13 protein-coding genes are annotated in these 16837 nt (G+C 38.8%); 2 read left to right on the top strand and 11 right to left on the bottom strand.

What is annotated here, in order from left to right:
• Positions 1 to 9: 9 nt before the first annotated feature.
• The 3 genes from PI85_RS06930 to PI85_RS06920 all read right to left on the bottom strand — a co-directional run bounded on the left by PI85_RS06930 (position 10) and on the right by PI85_RS06920 (position 3468).
• Positions 10 to 1203 (bottom strand): pyridoxal phosphate-dependent aminotransferase, encoded by a 1194-nt coding sequence (locus tag PI85_RS06930; RefSeq protein ID WP_008176505.1) that lies wholly within the window; start codon positions 1201 to 1203, stop codon positions 10 to 12.
• Positions 1204 to 1219: 16 nt separating this feature from the next.
• On the bottom strand, positions 1220 to 1702 hold the full coding sequence (locus PI85_RS06925; RefSeq protein ID WP_036124721.1) for a DUF5590 domain-containing protein: 483 nt from the start codon (positions 1700 to 1702) through the stop codon (positions 1220 to 1222).
• Between the two features lie 341 nt (positions 1703 to 2043).
• Entirely contained in the window at positions 2044 to 3468 is a 1425-nt protein-coding gene (locus PI85_RS06920; protein WP_036124720.1) for a tetratricopeptide repeat-containing diguanylate cyclase, read from the bottom strand.
• Positions 3469 to 3756: 288 nt separating this feature from the next.
• Here PI85_RS06920 and PI85_RS06915 point away from each other — a divergent pair, with 288 nt between their 5' ends.
• Positions 3757 to 5619: a multicopper oxidase family protein gene (locus tag PI85_RS06915; RefSeq protein ID WP_036124719.1), complete on the top strand. Its 1863-nt coding sequence runs from the start codon at positions 3757 to 3759 to the stop codon at positions 5617 to 5619.
• Between the two features lie 51 nt (positions 5620 to 5670).
• Here PI85_RS06915 and PI85_RS06910 read toward each other — a convergent pair whose 3' ends face one another.
• Together PI85_RS06910 and PI85_RS06905 are read right to left on the bottom strand one after the other, a co-directional pair.
• Positions 5671 to 6918: an MFS transporter gene (locus PI85_RS06910; RefSeq protein ID WP_036124717.1), complete on the bottom strand. Its 1248-nt coding sequence runs from the start codon at positions 6916 to 6918 to the stop codon at positions 5671 to 5673.
• Between the two features lie 179 nt (positions 6919 to 7097).
• On the bottom strand, positions 7098 to 7982 hold the full coding sequence (locus PI85_RS06905) for a LysR family transcriptional regulator (RefSeq protein ID WP_036124716.1): 885 nt from the start codon (positions 7980 to 7982) through the stop codon (positions 7098 to 7100).
• Between the two features lie 127 nt (positions 7983 to 8109).
• Here PI85_RS06905 and PI85_RS06900 point away from each other — a divergent pair, with 127 nt between their 5' ends.
• Positions 8110 to 9282, top strand: a complete 1173-nt coding sequence (locus tag PI85_RS06900) for a CynX/NimT family MFS transporter (protein ID WP_052323466.1) — start codon at positions 8110 to 8112, stop codon at positions 9280 to 9282.
• 240 nt (positions 9283 to 9522) lie between these two features.
• Here the strand turns inward: PI85_RS06900 and PI85_RS06895 are convergent, their stop codons facing one another.
• The 6 genes from PI85_RS06895 to fdrA form a co-directional block, all read right to left on the bottom strand.
• Positions 9523 to 10758: a Zn-dependent hydrolase gene (locus PI85_RS06895; RefSeq protein ID WP_036124715.1), complete on the bottom strand. Its 1236-nt coding sequence runs from the start codon at positions 10756 to 10758 to the stop codon at positions 9523 to 9525.
• A gap of 164 nt (positions 10759 to 10922) precedes the next feature.
• Positions 10923 to 11381, bottom strand: a complete 459-nt coding sequence (locus PI85_RS06890) for a nucleoside deaminase (protein WP_036124714.1) — start codon at positions 11379 to 11381, stop codon at positions 10923 to 10925.
• 18 nt (positions 11382 to 11399) lie between these two features.
• Entirely contained in the window at positions 11400 to 12350 is a 951-nt protein-coding gene (gene arcC, locus PI85_RS06885; RefSeq protein ID WP_036124712.1) for a carbamate kinase, read from the bottom strand.
• Positions 12351 to 12352: 2 nt separating this feature from the next.
• Positions 12353 to 13831 (bottom strand): cytosine permease, encoded by a 1479-nt coding sequence (locus PI85_RS06880; RefSeq protein WP_036124710.1) that lies wholly within the window; start codon positions 13829 to 13831, stop codon positions 12353 to 12355.
• A gap of 31 nt (positions 13832 to 13862) precedes the next feature.
• Positions 13863 to 15290, bottom strand: coding sequence for a DUF1116 domain-containing protein (locus tag PI85_RS06875; protein ID WP_036124708.1), 1428 nt, complete (start codon positions 15288 to 15290; stop codon positions 13863 to 13865).
• Positions 15283 to 16836 (bottom strand): acyl-CoA synthetase FdrA, encoded by a 1554-nt coding sequence (gene fdrA / locus PI85_RS06870; RefSeq protein ID WP_036124706.1) that lies wholly within the window; start codon positions 16834 to 16836, stop codon positions 15283 to 15285. Before fdrA ends, PI85_RS06875 begins: the two co-directional genes overlap by 8 nt.
• Between the last annotated feature and the right edge of the window lies 1 nt (position 16837).

Genomic DNA, 16837 nt, shown 5'->3' with positions numbered 1-16837 from the left:
CTAGAGGGATTAGTCTTGCCATTTTGATTTTACAAATGTATCAATACGACGGACTGCCTCTTCTAGTAAGTCTAAAGATGTTGCATAAGATAATCGCATAGTAGTTGGTGCACCAAAGCCAGAGCCTGGAATTACAGCTACGTTTGCTTCTGTTAAAATATCCGCAGCGAATGCGTCTACTGAATCATAGCCAGTGTGAGCCATAGCTTCTGCTACATCTGGTAATAAGTAGAATGCACCCTGTGGTTTTAATACATGGAAGCCAGGAATTGCACTTACCTGTGGGTAAATTTTCTCAAGACGAGATTCGAATGCTTGACGCATTTCCTCTACCGCGTCCTGTGGTCCATTATACGCCTCAACAGTTGCATATTGTGCAGTTGTCGTCGCATTAGATGTTGAATGTGATGCAAGGTCAGTCATTGCTTTCACTACGTCCGCATCACCCGCAGCATAGCCAATACGCCAGCCTGTCATAGAGTGAGATTTTGCTACACCATTTACAACGATTGTACGTGCTTTCACTGCATCAGAAAGTTGTGCAATTGAAAAATGCTCAATACCATTGTATACAAGCTTCTCATAAATTTCATCTGACACGATTAAAATATCCTTTTCTTCTGCAACTGCAGCAAGTTCTGCAAGCTCTTCACGTGAATATATCATACCAGATGGGTTGCTAGGTGAGTTGATAATTACCGCTTTTGTTTTATCAGTCACAGCTGCTCTTAATTGATCAGCAGTAATTTTATAGTTTTGTTCACGTGTACCTTCAACATATACAGGTACTCCGCCCGCTAATTTAACTTGCTCAGGATAAGACACCCAATAAGGGATTGGAATAATAACTTCATCACCCTCGTTTAAAATAACTTGGAATAATGTGTATAAAATATGCTTTGCACCTACACCAACAATCACTTCATTTGGCTGATACGTAAGGTTATTATCGCGCTGTAGTTTATCAATAATAGCTTTTTTTAGTACTGGAAGTCCGCCAGCAGGTGTATATTTTGTATACCCCTTTTCCATTGAATCAATGGCAGCATTTAAAATGTTTTGAGGTGTATTAAAGTCTGGTTCACCAGCTCCAAGGCCAATGACATCAATACCTTGCTCTTTTAATGCTTTTGCTTTCGCAGTAATAGCTAATGTTGAAGATGGTGTTAAAGTTTTTACACGTGTTGCTAATAAGTTTTTCATCCGGGATCTACTCCTCTTATAAATTCGTAATGCGCTTCCACCAGTCGCCATCCTTAAACATAATATAGACATAGTTGAGTTTGTCATGGTCGTTTAGGTATGTAATCTCCCAAACAGCGCCCGGCTCCTCATAGCCCAATTTCATGTGGAGGACCTTTTGTACATTTCCTTCATTTTTAAAAACCGATAATGCTTGCTTTTCCGTAATACCATCTTCTAATAACACTTCCTGAATGGAATCCTTGTCTAGATTCGTGGGAACAAAGACAGCCTTTTTATCACCGTATTCGTCTACCCCGAACACAGTAACATACGAATGTTTGCCATTATATGTGTAGGACTCCGATACAACTGCGAGGGCTTTGGCATCGAGTGCCAACTGTTCAGCCTGCTCTTCAATTGAACGGAACGGAGCCTCGGCTTTCCAGAGTACTAAAATGCTAATGACAAGTGACAACGAAACAATAAAGACAGAAATGAAAATTAACCAGTTTTTCATCTATTCACCTGTTGTTTCATATCGTGCCTTTTTGGCACAACACATAGCGGATGTTTGTGTGTGTTTTTAACTGCATAACAATTCATTTTGCTTTCCATTTTGTCAACCTGCTTTCTTTCCTCATACCACAACATTATACAACAATTTTGTGCTGTCGTGTTTCTTAATTTCATATATTGTACGTTGCTAGAATAACGTTTTCAAATGATCGGTACAGTAAATTTCATTCCGTATCATTTTACCTCGTTGTAATTTGCGATGTCGCTTCAATTTCTCTCAAGAATATTCCCTCAAACAACAGAAAAATTCCTATTCAACACTGTAAATAGGAATCACTCAAATTATAATAGTTCATAGATAACATTGGTGGCACGGCCTTTATCTTTTGCCTCATACAAACAGCGATCAGCTTGATCAAATAAGTCATTATAATGATAATTTTTTCGATCATTTATACAAGCTCCCATACTGACCTTTAATGGATAGCTTTTCTGGTCTTTTTCTAATGCTAACGTAAGCAAATGAGCGTGTGTATTTTGGACAAGCTCTATCATATAATCCTTTTGTGGATGGCGAATACAGATAATGAATTCATCCCCTCCATAACGAATAATTTTTACGTCTTCCTCCCGCAAAAACTCCCTCAAGCCATTAGCTATCAGCTGTAAAACTCGATCGCCAAACAAATGTCCATGCGTATCATTAAATAATTTAAAATTATCAATATCAAGAACTGTAATACATACATAGGATTCCGCCATTTTAGCAGCATGTAACCATTCATCTAGCTCATGATCCAGAAAGTGTCGATTCAAGACACCTGTTAATGGATCATAATGTGCTTTTCTTTCTAATCTCTCTTTTTGACGCTTAAATTCCAAATTCAACACTTGCTGTAATAAATTATCAACGCTCATCTGTTCGGAAAGATCAATATATTCTTTTTGGACATCAAAAATTTCATCTCGCCAATTCAATTGGTACAGGACATTTAACAATAAGCGCATTACTTTTTTTGTAATGGGCTTATCACCATAGGATTTGGCAAGTTCTATTGCTTGTTGATAATATTGCACCGCTTCTTCAAGCTTGTGCTGCTTTTCATATAAAAAGCCATAGCCAAACCAAGCTGCTACTTTTTCAGGTTTATGTTGAGAAATTATGCTAGAGGTTAATGAGTCATCAAGCAATGCCTTCCCTGCCACAAAATCCCCTTCCAAAATATACACATCTGCTAAATTATTATTAATGCGAATATCTAATAATCTTGCTAAATCTGGTTGTGTCTCATATAGCGTTTTATTGTATTCTCTTGCTAACAAACCTGCTTGAAGGGCTTCCTTCGTACAGCCCTTTTCTACCTCTATATAGCATAAATTATTATGACAACGAACAAGCATCATAAAATCTTGTAATTCTTGAGCATAAGCAATTGCCTTTTTCGTCATCTCTGCTGTTTTTTCACGGATTCCTACCATATCGTAAATTAAGGACATGACTAAATAATACTGCATCAAATCTTTGCTAGTACCATATTTTTCACAGATAGCCTCATAGTCGAAAATAAGGCTGACAATGGCTAGAGTATCACCCAAAGAGTGATGTACTAAAATTTTCTGATAGTACAAATCCAATACATACGCATAGTTATTACCCTCTAAAGCTACTAAAAGACCTTGATCTGCCAGTTTCAGCGCATCTGTTAAATACCCCTTTATGCGCATTTCCATGATTGTTTTATTTAATTCCTCTAATGTTAACACCACTGTCTCACCACTTTTCCAAGCCCCTATTTAATCCACTTTCACTTCTTGCTGTAACAATTATAAGACATATTTATTCACTTCGTCTGACTTTTTAGCAATATACCAACTATTACCTCGATTTCAAAAAACTTTTGTAAGACAGCTATATACTGCCCTTTTGTTTTCCCCCTCCATTAAATTTTTATACCTTTACACATTTTTCTCCATTATTGTCCCAGTCAACTGTTGTTTTTACCCATATGATGTGATAACTAGGCATGTTAAGTAATTGAAAAGGGATGTGATGTTTTGAGTTTACCAATTAACCCTTCTGATCCAGCTACCATTCCAAAATTTGTAGATGCTCTACAGAAACCAGTGACAGCAAAGCCAAAGTACTGTAGGGGACAAAAAAAACATGATTATTACGAACTGGTCATGATGGAGGGCGAGCATCGTTTTCACAAGCATTTTCCTAATACATTAATATGGGGGTACAACGGACTTTATCCAGGACCAACTATAGAAGCGACGAAAGATAAACCGATTTACGTTAAATATAAAAATCAATTACCACTACAGCACTTTTTACCAGTGGATTTTACACTTCATGCCGCTAACGATTCCCAAGAGGTAAGAACCGTCACTCACTTACATGGAGCTAATGTGGATTGGGAGAGCGACGGTCATCCAGAGGCATGGTACACCAGAGATTATCGACATACTGGTCCAAAATTTAGTAAAGAAATCCATGAATATACGAACCATCAGCCTGGTACTACAATGTGGTACCATGACCATGCTATGGCTTTAACACGTATAAATGTCTATGCAGGCTTGGCAGGTTTCTATTTACTTAGAGATGCCCTGGAGGAACGTTCCAATTTACCATGTGGAGAATACGAATATCCTATTTTAATTCAAGATAAATCATTTAATGAGGATGGCTCTTTATTTTATCCTGATGAACCACCATTTCCAGTTACTGTACATCCATCAATTACCCCTGGCTTCGTAGGTAACACCATTGTGGTCAATGGAAAGCTTTGGCCATATTTAGATGTTGAGCCTCGTAAATATAGATTTCGGTTCCTGAATGGCTCCAATCGAAGAGGCTATGTCATCAGCTTGTCAAATGAGCAGACTATGATGCAAATAGGCACAGATGGCGGTTTTTTATCAGCGCCTCAAGCGATTCAATCTGTAGAGCTGCTACCTGCTGAACGCACAGATATCATCATCGATTTTTCAGCTTGCGAGGGGCAGGAAATCACCTTACTCAACACAGATACAGATTTTATCGATGAGCATACGAACGTCATTATGCAATTTAAAGTATCACTTCCCTTAAAATGTGAGGATACGAGTGAAATTCCTGAGAGACTGGCAGTCACAATGGATTTACATCCACATCATGCACATATCGATAGACAATTACCTTTGACAGCAACAACGGATGAATTCGGAAGACCTATGCTGTTATTGAACAACCGAATGTATCATGACCCAGCGACAGAAAAACCTTCCTTAGATAGTATTGAAGTTTGGAGTTTTATTAATACTACGCCGTTTATACATCCTATTCATCTGCATCTCATTCAATTTAAAATTCTTGAACGTCGGCCATTTGATTTAGAACTCTATCAAAATGAAGGAATCGTATCTTTTACAGGACCACCAGAGGAGCCTCGGGACTATGAGCGTGGTTGGAAAGATACGGTGAAAGTGGATGCTGGCAAAGTTACGAAAATTATTATGCATTGGAAGGATCATGTGGGGAATTACATGTGGCATTGTCACTTCCTTGAGCATGAGGACCATGATATGATGCGACCTATTCTTGTCATGAAGGATGTCCACGCTGTTCAACAGCCGCATGCTGAAATAGAACAGCCTACCCATCATGAGGCTACTACTACTAGTACGACGACAGCATCTACCCCTACGACCAATACTACTAGTACGACCCATCATAATGAGTCGCCCGCACCATTATTAAATGCTTCTCAAATTCCTTTCACAGAGGAGGAAGAAATTGTGGAATCACTAGCAGAGGAGTCTACACATATCGGAAATAATGATCAACATAGGCCCATCCTGCTTTTCCCAACTACTACGTCCACACGCACTGATACAAATAGACCTAGACCTCGTAGACCTAGAAGATTTTAGCAAGTCAATCACACAAAGAAAACTACCGTTTTAGTGGTAGTTTTTTTGTGTTCAAGCATGTATACGCCATAATCTATGCGTGAGTAGCGCCAAAAGCAGCATCATAACACAAATCATTAAAATCGGTATAAAAAGGTTTGCGCGATAGGTCTCGAATAACAGTCCGTAGCCCATTTGCCCAAGTGGTGCCATGCATTGTGAAACAGCCATCATGATCGCCATGACCTTTCCTAAATTTTCATTCGGTGTTTCCTTTTGCACAAGCGTTATTACGTAGATTGAAATGATTGTCATCATCATCGCCATCACAAGTGCACAACCGGTAAATAATAAATATGAAGCATAATAGCCTATTTGAAGCATGGGCTGAATGACGGCAATGGCCATAGGAATCACCAAAAAAGCAGTCACCAATATCCAAATATATAGCCTTTTAATTTGGAGTTTTTTAGCGAAGTAGCCCATCGTTAAGGCACCAAGTATGGTTGCAAAATCAATTATGCCCATCCCTATTCCGTACAACGAATCACTTACTCCTAACGTGACACGAAGTATGATCGGTACTCCTACGATAAAGAGCGGTGTAAATAATAAATTTAATAAGGCGGCTAGTACCGTGCATTTTAAAATAAAGGGTTGCTTCACAACATATGTAAATCCCTCCTTTATATCCTTGAATAACGTCATGACTAATTGTCCATCATCATCTCGTTTCACAAATGGAATGGTCATATACATTTCTACGATGGCTGTACCGAAAAATAATAGACCACTTACAAGGACCAGAATTTTGATGCCTAGTAATCCATATAGAATTCCACCTAGTACTGGTGCAGCAACACCGGCCAAAGCCTGCACCCCATTCACGATTCCATTTGCCTGCTCAAGATGCTGTTCTCTTACTAATAACGGAATACTAGCCATGACTGCAGGTGAATACATAGCGCTAATAATGGACAGGAGCACCATAACTACGCCTATCCCTAACACTGAATGATATTCAGTCCATAATGAGAGATAGAATATTAAGACAACGACACTATTAATAACATCAAATAAAACCATTAAATGCCGTCGATTAAAACGGTCGGCAAGGGCGCCACCGAATGGCGTAAGAAGAATAGGTATGCTCGAAATGGCAAATAGCACGGCAAAAAGATCGGCCCTGCCCGTCATATCTAAAACAAAAAGCGATAGCGCAAACCTTAATAAGGCAGAACCTAAAATAGAAATAATCTGACCAAATACAAGAATTTTAAAATCTTTCGAAAATCCTTTTTCCTTTACGAATGTATCCATATACTGTCCCCTTTTTATAGACCGACTGTCGGTCATTATTTTTGTATAAAAAAAGTGTAGCAATAAGTTTAGATTTTCGTTGTGACTAAAACTTATACTACACTTTTAGACCGTCTGTCGGTTTATAATTAGTATATGGGAACTCCCCAAAAAAAGGAACTTATATTTTTGGGAAGTTTTCAAAATTCTTCTTTTAAATATGCTTTTATTTGTTCTATAAAAGCTGTGGTGGCGTGACTTACATAGCGATCCACTCGGTAAATAATTGACAAACTTCGACTAGGAATAGCATCTGTTAGACGAATGATACGTAAATCTGAGTCATTCATTTGCTGAATTAATGGATAGGGCTGCACCGTAGCTCCTATATTTGCGCGTACTAGATTCATAATAGACGTAACAGAGCTTGTTTCAAGAATAGTATGGAGCTGGAAACCATGCTTTTTCACTGTCTCCTCGACTATTTCTCTTCCTAAAAAGCCTTCAGGATACATGACCAATGGAAGGTCCTTTAATTCAGCAATAGTGACCGCTTCTCGTTGCGCCCATGGATGCTCCTTTGAAACCGTTACAACGTACTCCTCCTTTCTTAAAGGAATAATGACTAAACGATCATGGGGCTCAACATTCGTCCCAATACCTATATCCACTTCATTTTCAAGAACTTGTCTCATAATATCGATAGAAGCAAGGATTGTAAGCTTTACCCTAGGGAATTTTTGATGAAAATCAATGACAAGTTGTGTAATTCGATAATCTAAATCAGATGGCATAATACCAACCCGTATTTGACCACCTTGAACCTCTTGTAAATCTTTAATAGCATCTTTGACATTTTGTAGTGTATTAAGCATTGCAGTAGCATAGGTAAACAATAAGGTACCAGCCTCTGTCATCACTATTTTTTTGCCAATCCGATCAAATAACGGCATTCCTAGCTCATCCTCAAGCACCCGTATTTGCTGGCTTAACGTTGGTTGAGAAATACCTAGCTTTTCAGCCGCTTTTGTAAAATGTAGCTCCTCACAGACTGCCATAAAATAATGTAGATGACGTATTTCCATATGAATCACAACCAATCATAGTTTGTATCTATCATTGTAATAGTAATAATAGTATTGTCCAATCATTTATGTTGTTATAGACTTCAACTTAGGATTTATTTATTCAAACTTACGGAGTTGATAAAGCATGAAAATGAAGCAAACGATTTTACCTATCATAGCCATAATTTTGGCTTCTTTAAATTTAAGACCTGTCATTACTTCCGTTTCACCTTTGTTAGGAACTATCCGAGAATCATTGCATATGAGTGCGGCAAGCGCTAGTTTATTAACATCATTAGCTGTCTTATGTATGGGTTTATTTGCACCGATCGCGCTCAAACTCGCCAATCGTTGGAGTATTGAACGAGCGATTGCCTACTCCCTCATATTAATTGGGCTTGCAACCGCTTCAAGGTACTTTGCTTACTCTGCCTGGGTCATGCACGTTACAGCCCTATTAGCGGGTATTGGTATTGCCATTGTTGGTCCATTACTTTCAGGTTTTATTAAAGCAAATTTTGCAAATCCTTCTCGTATCGGCGGTATTTATTCACTCGCTTTAGTTGTAGGAGCTGCCTTAGGTTCAGGTCTATCCATCCCATTAAGCACCATTTTTCATTCTTGGCAAATCTCTGCAGCTTCCTGGGCTTTACTTGCGATCATCGCTTTGTTTTTTTGGTGGAAGCCTATTGAACGGAAAGCACATACTACAAGTACTACAGGTAATAAAAATACAATCTCTATCAAGCAAATTTTAACAAGTGAAAAAGCTTGGTTATTAACAGGTTTTTTTGGTTTAATGGCCTTCATGTTTTATACGATTATGGCCTGGTTACCACCAATAGCTGAACATATGGGCTATAGCAAACATGATGCCGGAATGATGCTCACCCTATTAACGGTTGCCCAAATGCCTGCAACGTTTTTAGTCCCTATTTTAAATAATCGCTTCCAGCATCGAGCTGTTTGGCTAGTAGCTTGTTCATTACTTGAATTAATCGGTTTATCAATGCTGCTCTTCTCCATTAACCCTTGGCTAAGCAGTGTTCTTATCGGCATTGGGGCAGGTGGCTTATTCTCATTAGGATTAACTTTACCAATAGATGAAGCCGAAGATATCCAAGAAGCTAGTTTCTTAGCGGCTATGACCCAATCTGTCGGCTTCGTATTTGCTGCTCTTGGCCCCCTATTTGTGGGCCTTGTAAGAGATTACACAGGGAACTTTACAGCTGCCATTATTGGCATGATGATAATCGTGATCGTCATGATCATGATCCAATTAAAAATTGGTAATCAGAAGCCTCATGCTACCCATTAAATTCATACGAAAAAGACGACTACATACTTAAAAGTCGTCTTTCTACGAATGACCTCATTTCCTTCATTCCTAGAATTTTGTCCAGTCATTGTAAGGGGTGTCTCTTTAGTATTCGTTCTTTTACCTGAGTTTCTACTGGGCGATTAGCTGTCATCGCATAAGAATTTGCTATGGTGAGTAATTAAGTAGTGCATGTCTGTACGACAAACCACGCTCCGCTATTGTCTATCACGCAGCATGCTAGATGACTATTGCGGATCTTAAAACCGCTTCTTCTAAAACATCTATGCCAAATAAAATATCTTCAAGGTCAGTATGTTCATCAGGATGGTGACTTAAGCCGTCGACTGATGGGATAAAAATAAGGCCGACTGGTCCAAGTCTAGTCATGTTCATCGAATCGTGTCCCGCACCACTTTGCATATATTGATAGGAGAGATTTTTTTCTATACAAATACTTTCCAACCCTTTCATTAGACTTGGCGAAAGTAGGACAGGCTCCTCGGAGCTAATGACCTTATAGTCAATAGCAAGCATTCGCTTTTGTTGAACATTTGCGATGGCTGTGTAGAAATGCTGAAGAACTCGATCCCTTGATTGTACTGAGGAGGAGCGAATGTCAACTGTTAGCTCCACTTGTCCTGGGACTACGTTCATGGACCCTGCAACAACGTCTAAAATACCTACTGTTGCCACTGTTCCAAACTCTTGCTCGGCTATCGCAGCTTTCTCCAATTCTAGTGCCAATTCTGATGCCCCTAAAAGAGCGTCCTTCCTCATATTCATCGGTGTTGTACCTGAATGGGAGGCTTTCCCGTTTAATGTCATTAATAAACGGACTGGTGCTGCCACCCCCGTAACAATTCCAATTTTTTTCTCATAGTTAATAAGCATTGGACCTTGCTCAATATGTAACTCAAAAAAGGCATGGAAACCTTCCCCTGCTCTATTTGCCTGATCTACACTACTAAAATCTAGCCCACAGTGTGCAAAGGCCTCTTCCATGGAAATGCCATCGCGATCTACGAGATGACGATATTTTTCTTTATCTATAAGCCCTGCCATTGCTTTACTGCCGACCGTTGATACACCAAAACGAGAAGACTCCTCACAGGCAAATGCAATAATTTCAATAGGATGCTTGGTCACAATTGACTTCTCATTGAATCGTTTGATTACTTCCAGGGCTGCCGTTACGCCAACAACTCCATCATACTTTCCACCTTGATAAACTGTATCTAAATGAGATCCCATGACTACAGGCTGTAATCCTGGTACTTTACCTTCTCTTCGAGCAATAAGATTTCCACATGGGTCAATATGAATTTGAAGATGTTCATCTTTACATAAACGAATGAAGGCATGTAAACAAGCCTGCTCTTCATTTGTATAAGCAACTCTCGTAATTCCTTTCTCACCTGAATTATATTGATTCATTTTATTTAGTAATTGTTGATAACGTTCTTTGCCAACCATGTAAACAACTCCTTCTTAAGAATTACGAAGATGAAAATCAAACCAAATTTGCTTTTGCCCTGTATCTTTTTTTATTGTACCAATTATTTCATATCTTATTGGATGAAAAGTAGAAAAGGGATTCTCGATAACGAGATCCCTACTCTAATCTTGATCATAGGCCATTATTTGCTATTAGCCATTTTGTTATTGAAATGATGGAATAGTGCATCACATTCTTCTGGCGTCTCCATTTTATGCATGTTTAGCACACTTTTATCTTTTCCAGTTAAGTAATCACGTACATGCATATCAGAGAAGCCATGCACATGAGCATCTTCTGCTGTATTGCAATAATGCACTTCTTTAATTCCTGACCAAATGATTGCTGAAACACACATCGGACATGGTTCACATGTTGCGTAGATGACACAATCCGATAAATCCATTGTGCCAAGCTTTTTAGAAGCTTCGCGAATAGCTACTATTTCTGCATGTGCTGTTATGTCTGTATCACGCATCATCGTATTTCCGACAACAGCGATGATTTCATCACCTCTAACAATTGTTGCACCAAATGGTCCGCCAATATTTTGGTCGATCCCATCTTTAGTTTTGTCAACGGCTAATTGAATATATTCCATACCGTGATTCCCCCTATGTTAATTAATAATATGAGTACCTGCTTGATTATTGATTGCCTCTTTTAGACTCTCAGGATTTGTAATAATAACTCTGTGACCACCATTTTCTAAGAAGCTCAAACTGGCTTCGATTTTTGGTAGCATACTTCCTGGTGGGAATTGATTGTCTAAAACATGTTTCTTTGTTTCTTCAATTGTAATTTCTTCAAGTGCTTGTTGTTCAGGCTTCCCAAAGTTAATGAATACTCGAGGAACACCTGTTGTAATAATTAATGAATCCGCATTTACTTGAGCTGCTAACAGACTTGTTGCAAAGTCTTTGTCAATAACAGCATCTACACCTTCGTAGATATTGTTTTCTTTTCTAATCACTGGGATACCGCCTCCGCCTACTGCGATAACTACATAATCATTGTCAATCAGTGATTTGATTGCATCCTTTTCAACGATATCAATTGGTAGTGGTGAAGGCACCACACGACGATAACCGCGTCCTGAATCTTCTATCATTTTCCAATCTGGATGTTCCACTAACATAGCATCCGCTTGCTCTTTCGTAAAGAATGAACCTACTGGCTTAGTAGGATTAACAAAGTTCGGATCATTTTCATTGATTTCCACTTGTGTAATCACACTAACTACCTTTTTATTAATTTGACGCTTCGCCAGTTCATTGATTAGGGCTTGTTGAATTAAATAGCCAATTCCGCCTTGTGTATCGGCAACACAGTTCACTAAAGGTACCGCTGGCATGCCAGATATTTCATTAGCAATTTCACTTCTTTGTAGCGTAAAGCCTACTTGAGGACCATTGCCATGTGTGACAACCACTTTATAGCCTTCTTGAATCATATCTGCTATATGTTCGACAGTTTGAGCAACAGCTTCCTGCTGGCTTTGAATAGATTCACTACCGCTATCTTTTACTAACGAGTTGCCTCCGATTGCTACAATTACTAATTTACTCACAACTACACCCCTACTTCATTTTCCGCATTATTTTGAATTTTCCGGTTATTAAATCGATATAACACTGTATATAAAATGAACGATACGATTAGTCCGCTAAAGAAGGCAAAATCATTTAGCTTCACTAGGAAAGGCACACCTTTAAGGAAGGCACCTGACATTGGTAGCATAAAACTAATCAAGAGCACGACACATGCTACGATGTTATAGCCAGATTTATAAGCCCCATTGTTACCTTCTTGCACATAAATTGTAGATAATTCAATACGACGTTTACGTTCGATATAAAAACTTGACAACATAATACCTGCGATTGGACCAAACATAGAGCCAATAAAACTATAGAAGAAGAATAAAGTTTCTGTACTAGATACTAGCTTCCAAGGCAAAATCATTGTTCCAACAATGGCTGTTAAAATTCCTGCTGTTTTTACTGTAAATACTTTAGGGAATAACGTTGTCATTTGTAATCCTGATGGTAGTAAATTACCGAATACGACAAATGCAGTTGCCCCAACATTTAATGCTAAAATTAATACAATAACAGAAAATGGATTTTGGATTTTATCGATTGCATCGACAATATTAAAAATTGGTTGTCCGAATGCAATTTCTGTCCCTGCTATTAAACTAATACAAGTGATGGCAAATAGTAGATACGAACCGATCATACCAATAGATAAACCATAGACCATAGCTTTTGGTGATTTAGCTCTATTTGTAAAGTCTGCAATATTAACGATTGGACCAGCCCAATTGGATACCAATGCGCTGACACAAGCAATAAATACTAATGGACTTTCCATTTTTGTTGCCGGTGTGTAATCTAAAATTGGACCGATACCACCAGCAATATTAATTGCCCAAATCGCTGCTCCAATGATGAAGATATAAACGATTGGAGATGAATATTTACCGAAAACAGTAAGCATATCCATGCCGCCCAAAAATAGTAAAACTGTAACTATCCATAAAATACTATAAGAAATCATTGTCGGAACATCTAAGCCAAAAAGAGTGAAGTCCCCACCAATAGACATATAGTTCGGAATGAATCTAGAGAATAAAACATTTAGAGATTGAGCCCCTACCACTGTGGTTGTACCAAAGAAAACAACCCCAGCAATTAATCCACGACATAAGGCTGGAATAATGGAACCCTTTACTCCGAATGCATCCCTTAGTAATATTGCAAATGGTATACCATATTTAGAGGCAGAATATCCATTTAAGGCGTAGCCTGCAGAAACGATCACTGCTGATAGCATGATGGCTAAGAAAACTTGATTAACAGATAATCCTAAGATGAAAAATCCTGCAACCGTCATATAAGACATAATATTGTGAACTGCGCCCATCCAAACTGTGATGTAGTTAGTGATTCCCCAATCTCTTTCCTGAGGACCCTTTGGTAATAGTTCTTCCGAATAGCCTAGTGCTCTATAGTCTTGATAGGACTGATCAATTTTTGCATGTTCCATTTAAAGCTCCTCCTACTTATAGGAAGTGGGCTTAAGCCCACTTCTCACTAATTGTGATTAATGCTTTTTCAAAAGCTTCCATTGGAGGGTGAGTAATACCGGCACCAATCATACCAATACCAGCGTCTTTATGTGCGATCGCTGTATTAATAATTGGAAGAATACCAGTTTGAATGACTTTACGGATATCAATACCAGTAGCAATTCCCATGAAGTTTAATAATGGAATAGTAATGTTTTGGTTTTCAGTTGTAGTAATTTCTTTCATTTGACGTGAATAACCAATTGCTTCATCCACTGTTCCGCCTACTAGGGCAACGATTGCAGGTGCAGTAGCCATAGCAAAACCACCGATACCGTATGTTTCTGTAATAGCACTATCTCCAATATCTAGACCTGAATCTTCTGGCTTATAACCAGCAAACATTGGCCCGATAACTTGTTGTGCAGGGCCAGTGAACCATGTGTTACCTGCCATCCCACTAATACGAACACCAAATTCTACACCGTTACGTGCCATTGTTGTCACAACTGTACTGTGCTCAATACCGTGTGCAGCATCTAATGCACATTTACAACAAGCCATCCATGTAGGACCTGAGAAATACTCACTACTTGCTACAAAGTCAAATACTTCACGTTTCTGTTCAACAGGGTAATCTGTTTCTAAAATATAAGGTGTTAAAGCTTGAATGAGTAAAGCAGTACCTGCATTATTACGGTTATGACACTCGTCACCCATATGAAGTGCTTGTGCGAGCATTAAACGAAGGTCGATCCCCTCTTTATTGAGCTTCATAGCGTCACGTAAAATGGGTCCTAAAACATCACGCATCCATACTAAACGATCAATAACGCTGTCATCGTTTGCACCCATACGTAAAACTTTAGCCATTTGCTCACTTAAGTTTGTAAATGCACGATTACCGTATGTTTTATTTTCAACAATGTGCACAAACATGGAGGCAGATGTAACACCAGCCATAGATCCTACAGCGTTATGCTCATGACATGGTGAGAATATAATCTCTCCTGATGCTGCAACTGCCGCCGCTTCCTCAAGATCTTTTGCCAAGCCTTCGAAAATGATAGCTCCCATAACGGCACCTTTCATTGGACCATTCATGTTTTCCCATGTAATTGGAGGGCCAGCGTGTAAAATTGTTTTCTTCGTCATGCCTGGTACTACATTAATTGCTTGGTCGAAACCAATTAGAACCGGTTGAGAGTTAACAATTTTTTCGACTGCAAGACGGTTTGCTACTTCAATTTTTTCAGCCAATTCAGCTTTATCGATTTTGTTTAGTGCCGTGATTATTTGTGGCTTCCCTCCACCTGGTGGTGACCATTCTAAGTGTGTAGCACTCGCATTTTGCGCTAAAATATCATTGTTAAAAAGTTCAATACCTACGTTAATTACGTTAATTTTACTTGTAAAAAGTTCATTAATCTTACTCATGATGATCTCCTTTCAAAACCATTTCTCTAGCCAGTAAGCCCGCATTTGTACTGCTGCTTGCATGTGTCACACCTGCATCGGCTAATTTTTTCACTTGATCTTCTAAACTTGGTTTATCTAAATCTGTTCCTAGAACATATCCAATAATCTCTAAGTGTCTGCCTTCTTTTTCTGCCAATTGTTTAGCCTCAATAATAGCCGGAAGCATAACACCAACTGGATCTTCATGTGACCCGAAGCCTAAAACGAAGTCCATTACAATGACACCAACCGATGGATCTTTTGCTTCTTGTAAGAAACGCTCAATACGAGAAGATGGGTCAATCATTGGGTGTGGTTTACCGTTTGTAAAGTCATCATCCCCAAAGTCTATGAAAGTATGTTCCTGGCTCACATTAATATCTTTTAATAGGTAGTCAGGATTTTTTTGGATATTGCTATATACATGATCGAATTTTTCTATTGCTAGATACATAGATTCATCACAAAGCGTTCCACCACAGAATAATCCACGGATATATTTTTGCTCTGGCGATAATTTAGCACGAACTTCTTCAATTAATGGAAGGTTCAGTGCACGTTTGTTAATGCCTGCTTCATCAATACCAGCAAGTAATACCGCTTGTAACGCTGCTTCTTTAGACGTTTTAGCAAACTGTCCACCAGCTGCTACTACTGCTTCTTCATTACCACCGATAAAGTAAACAACAACAGGTTTGCTGCACTCTTTAATTTGTGCTAATACTTTTTTCTCCACGCTAGCTTCAGGTGGCTTTGATACGAGAACGATTACTTTTGTCGCTTCATCGGCATCAAGAGCTTGGATACCATCTAGCATCATAATTCCGCCTACTTCTTTACTTAAATCACGGCCACCCGTACCGATAAGTTGAGTAATCCCACCACCGAAGTCATGAATACGGACACTTACCTCTTGGCTACCAGTACCTGATGCTGCAACGATACCGATACTGCCTTTTCTTACAGCGTTTGCAAAGGCAAGTCCTATATTACTAATGATTGCTGTACCACAGTCTGGACCCATCATTAATAAGCCTTTGTCATGTGCTAATGTTTTTAATTCCACTTCGTCTTCCACGCTTACATTATCGCTGAATAACATAACATGTAAGTCATTCTCAAGAGCCTTGCGTGCTTCACGAACCGCAAAAGCACCATTTACAGAAATGACAGCAAAGTTTGCATCAGGAATACCTTGTGCAGCTGAATCAATCGTTGCGTATTTAATATCACTTTTTGCTTGTGCTGAATTTTTATTTGTAAATAATTCCTCCACCGCTAAGTAAGCGCTTTCTGTTTCATCCGCATTAGCAGTTTTCACAATAATCATTAAGTCCCCTGCTGTTGCTTCCTCTACTTCAGGAGTCATTAAACCCACGTTGCGAATGACTCCCTTGTTCATTTCTGTACCCATACCAATAATGGCTTGCTCAACGCCTTCAATTTGATTCGCTTTTGTTGAAAGTGACATCAATGATACTGAATCAAAATATGTGTTTCGCTTAATTACAACTTTAATACTCATT

It is taken from the genome of Lysinibacillus sp. A1 (assembly GCF_000801965.1).
Classification (GTDB): Bacteria; Bacillota; Bacilli; order Bacillales_A; family Planococcaceae; genus Lysinibacillus; species Lysinibacillus fusiformis.
This window is presented reverse-complemented; position numbering and strand designations above follow the sequence as displayed.

What these genes read in the sequence shown, in the direction of transcription:
- PI85_RS06900 (WP_052323466.1), top strand. Translation starts at nt 8,110, where the DNA reads ATGAAAATGAAGCAAACGATTTTACCTATCATAGCCATAATTTTGGCT.
- PI85_RS06930 (WP_008176505.1), bottom strand. Translation starts at nt 1,203, where the DNA reads ATGAAAAACTTATTAGCAACACGTGTAAAAACTTTAACACCATCTTCA.
- PI85_RS06925 (WP_036124721.1), bottom strand. Translation starts at nt 1,702, where the DNA reads ATGAAAAACTGGTTAATTTTCATTTCTGTCTTTATTGTTTCGTTGTCA.
- PI85_RS06875 (WP_036124708.1), bottom strand. Translation starts at nt 15,290, where the DNA reads ATGAGTAAGATTAATGAACTTTTTACAAGTAAAATTAACGTAATTAAC.
- PI85_RS06880 (WP_036124710.1), bottom strand. Translation starts at nt 13,831, where the DNA reads ATGGAACATGCAAAAATTGATCAGTCCTATCAAGACTATAGAGCACTA.
- fdrA (WP_036124706.1), bottom strand. Translation starts at nt 16,836, where the DNA reads ATGAGTATTAAAGTTGTAATTAAGCGAAACACATATTTTGATTCAGTA.
- PI85_RS06905 (WP_036124716.1), bottom strand. Translation starts at nt 7,982, where the DNA reads ATGGAAATACGTCATCTACATTATTTTATGGCAGTCTGTGAGGAGCTA.
- PI85_RS06895 (WP_036124715.1), bottom strand. Translation starts at nt 10,758, where the DNA reads ATGGTTGGCAAAGAACGTTATCAACAATTACTAAATAAAATGAATCAA.
- PI85_RS06890 (WP_036124714.1), bottom strand. Translation starts at nt 11,381, where the DNA reads ATGGAATATATTCAATTAGCCGTTGACAAAACTAAAGATGGGATCGAC.
- PI85_RS06910 (WP_036124717.1), bottom strand. Translation starts at nt 6,918, where the DNA reads ATGGATACATTCGTAAAGGAAAAAGGATTTTCGAAAGATTTTAAAATT.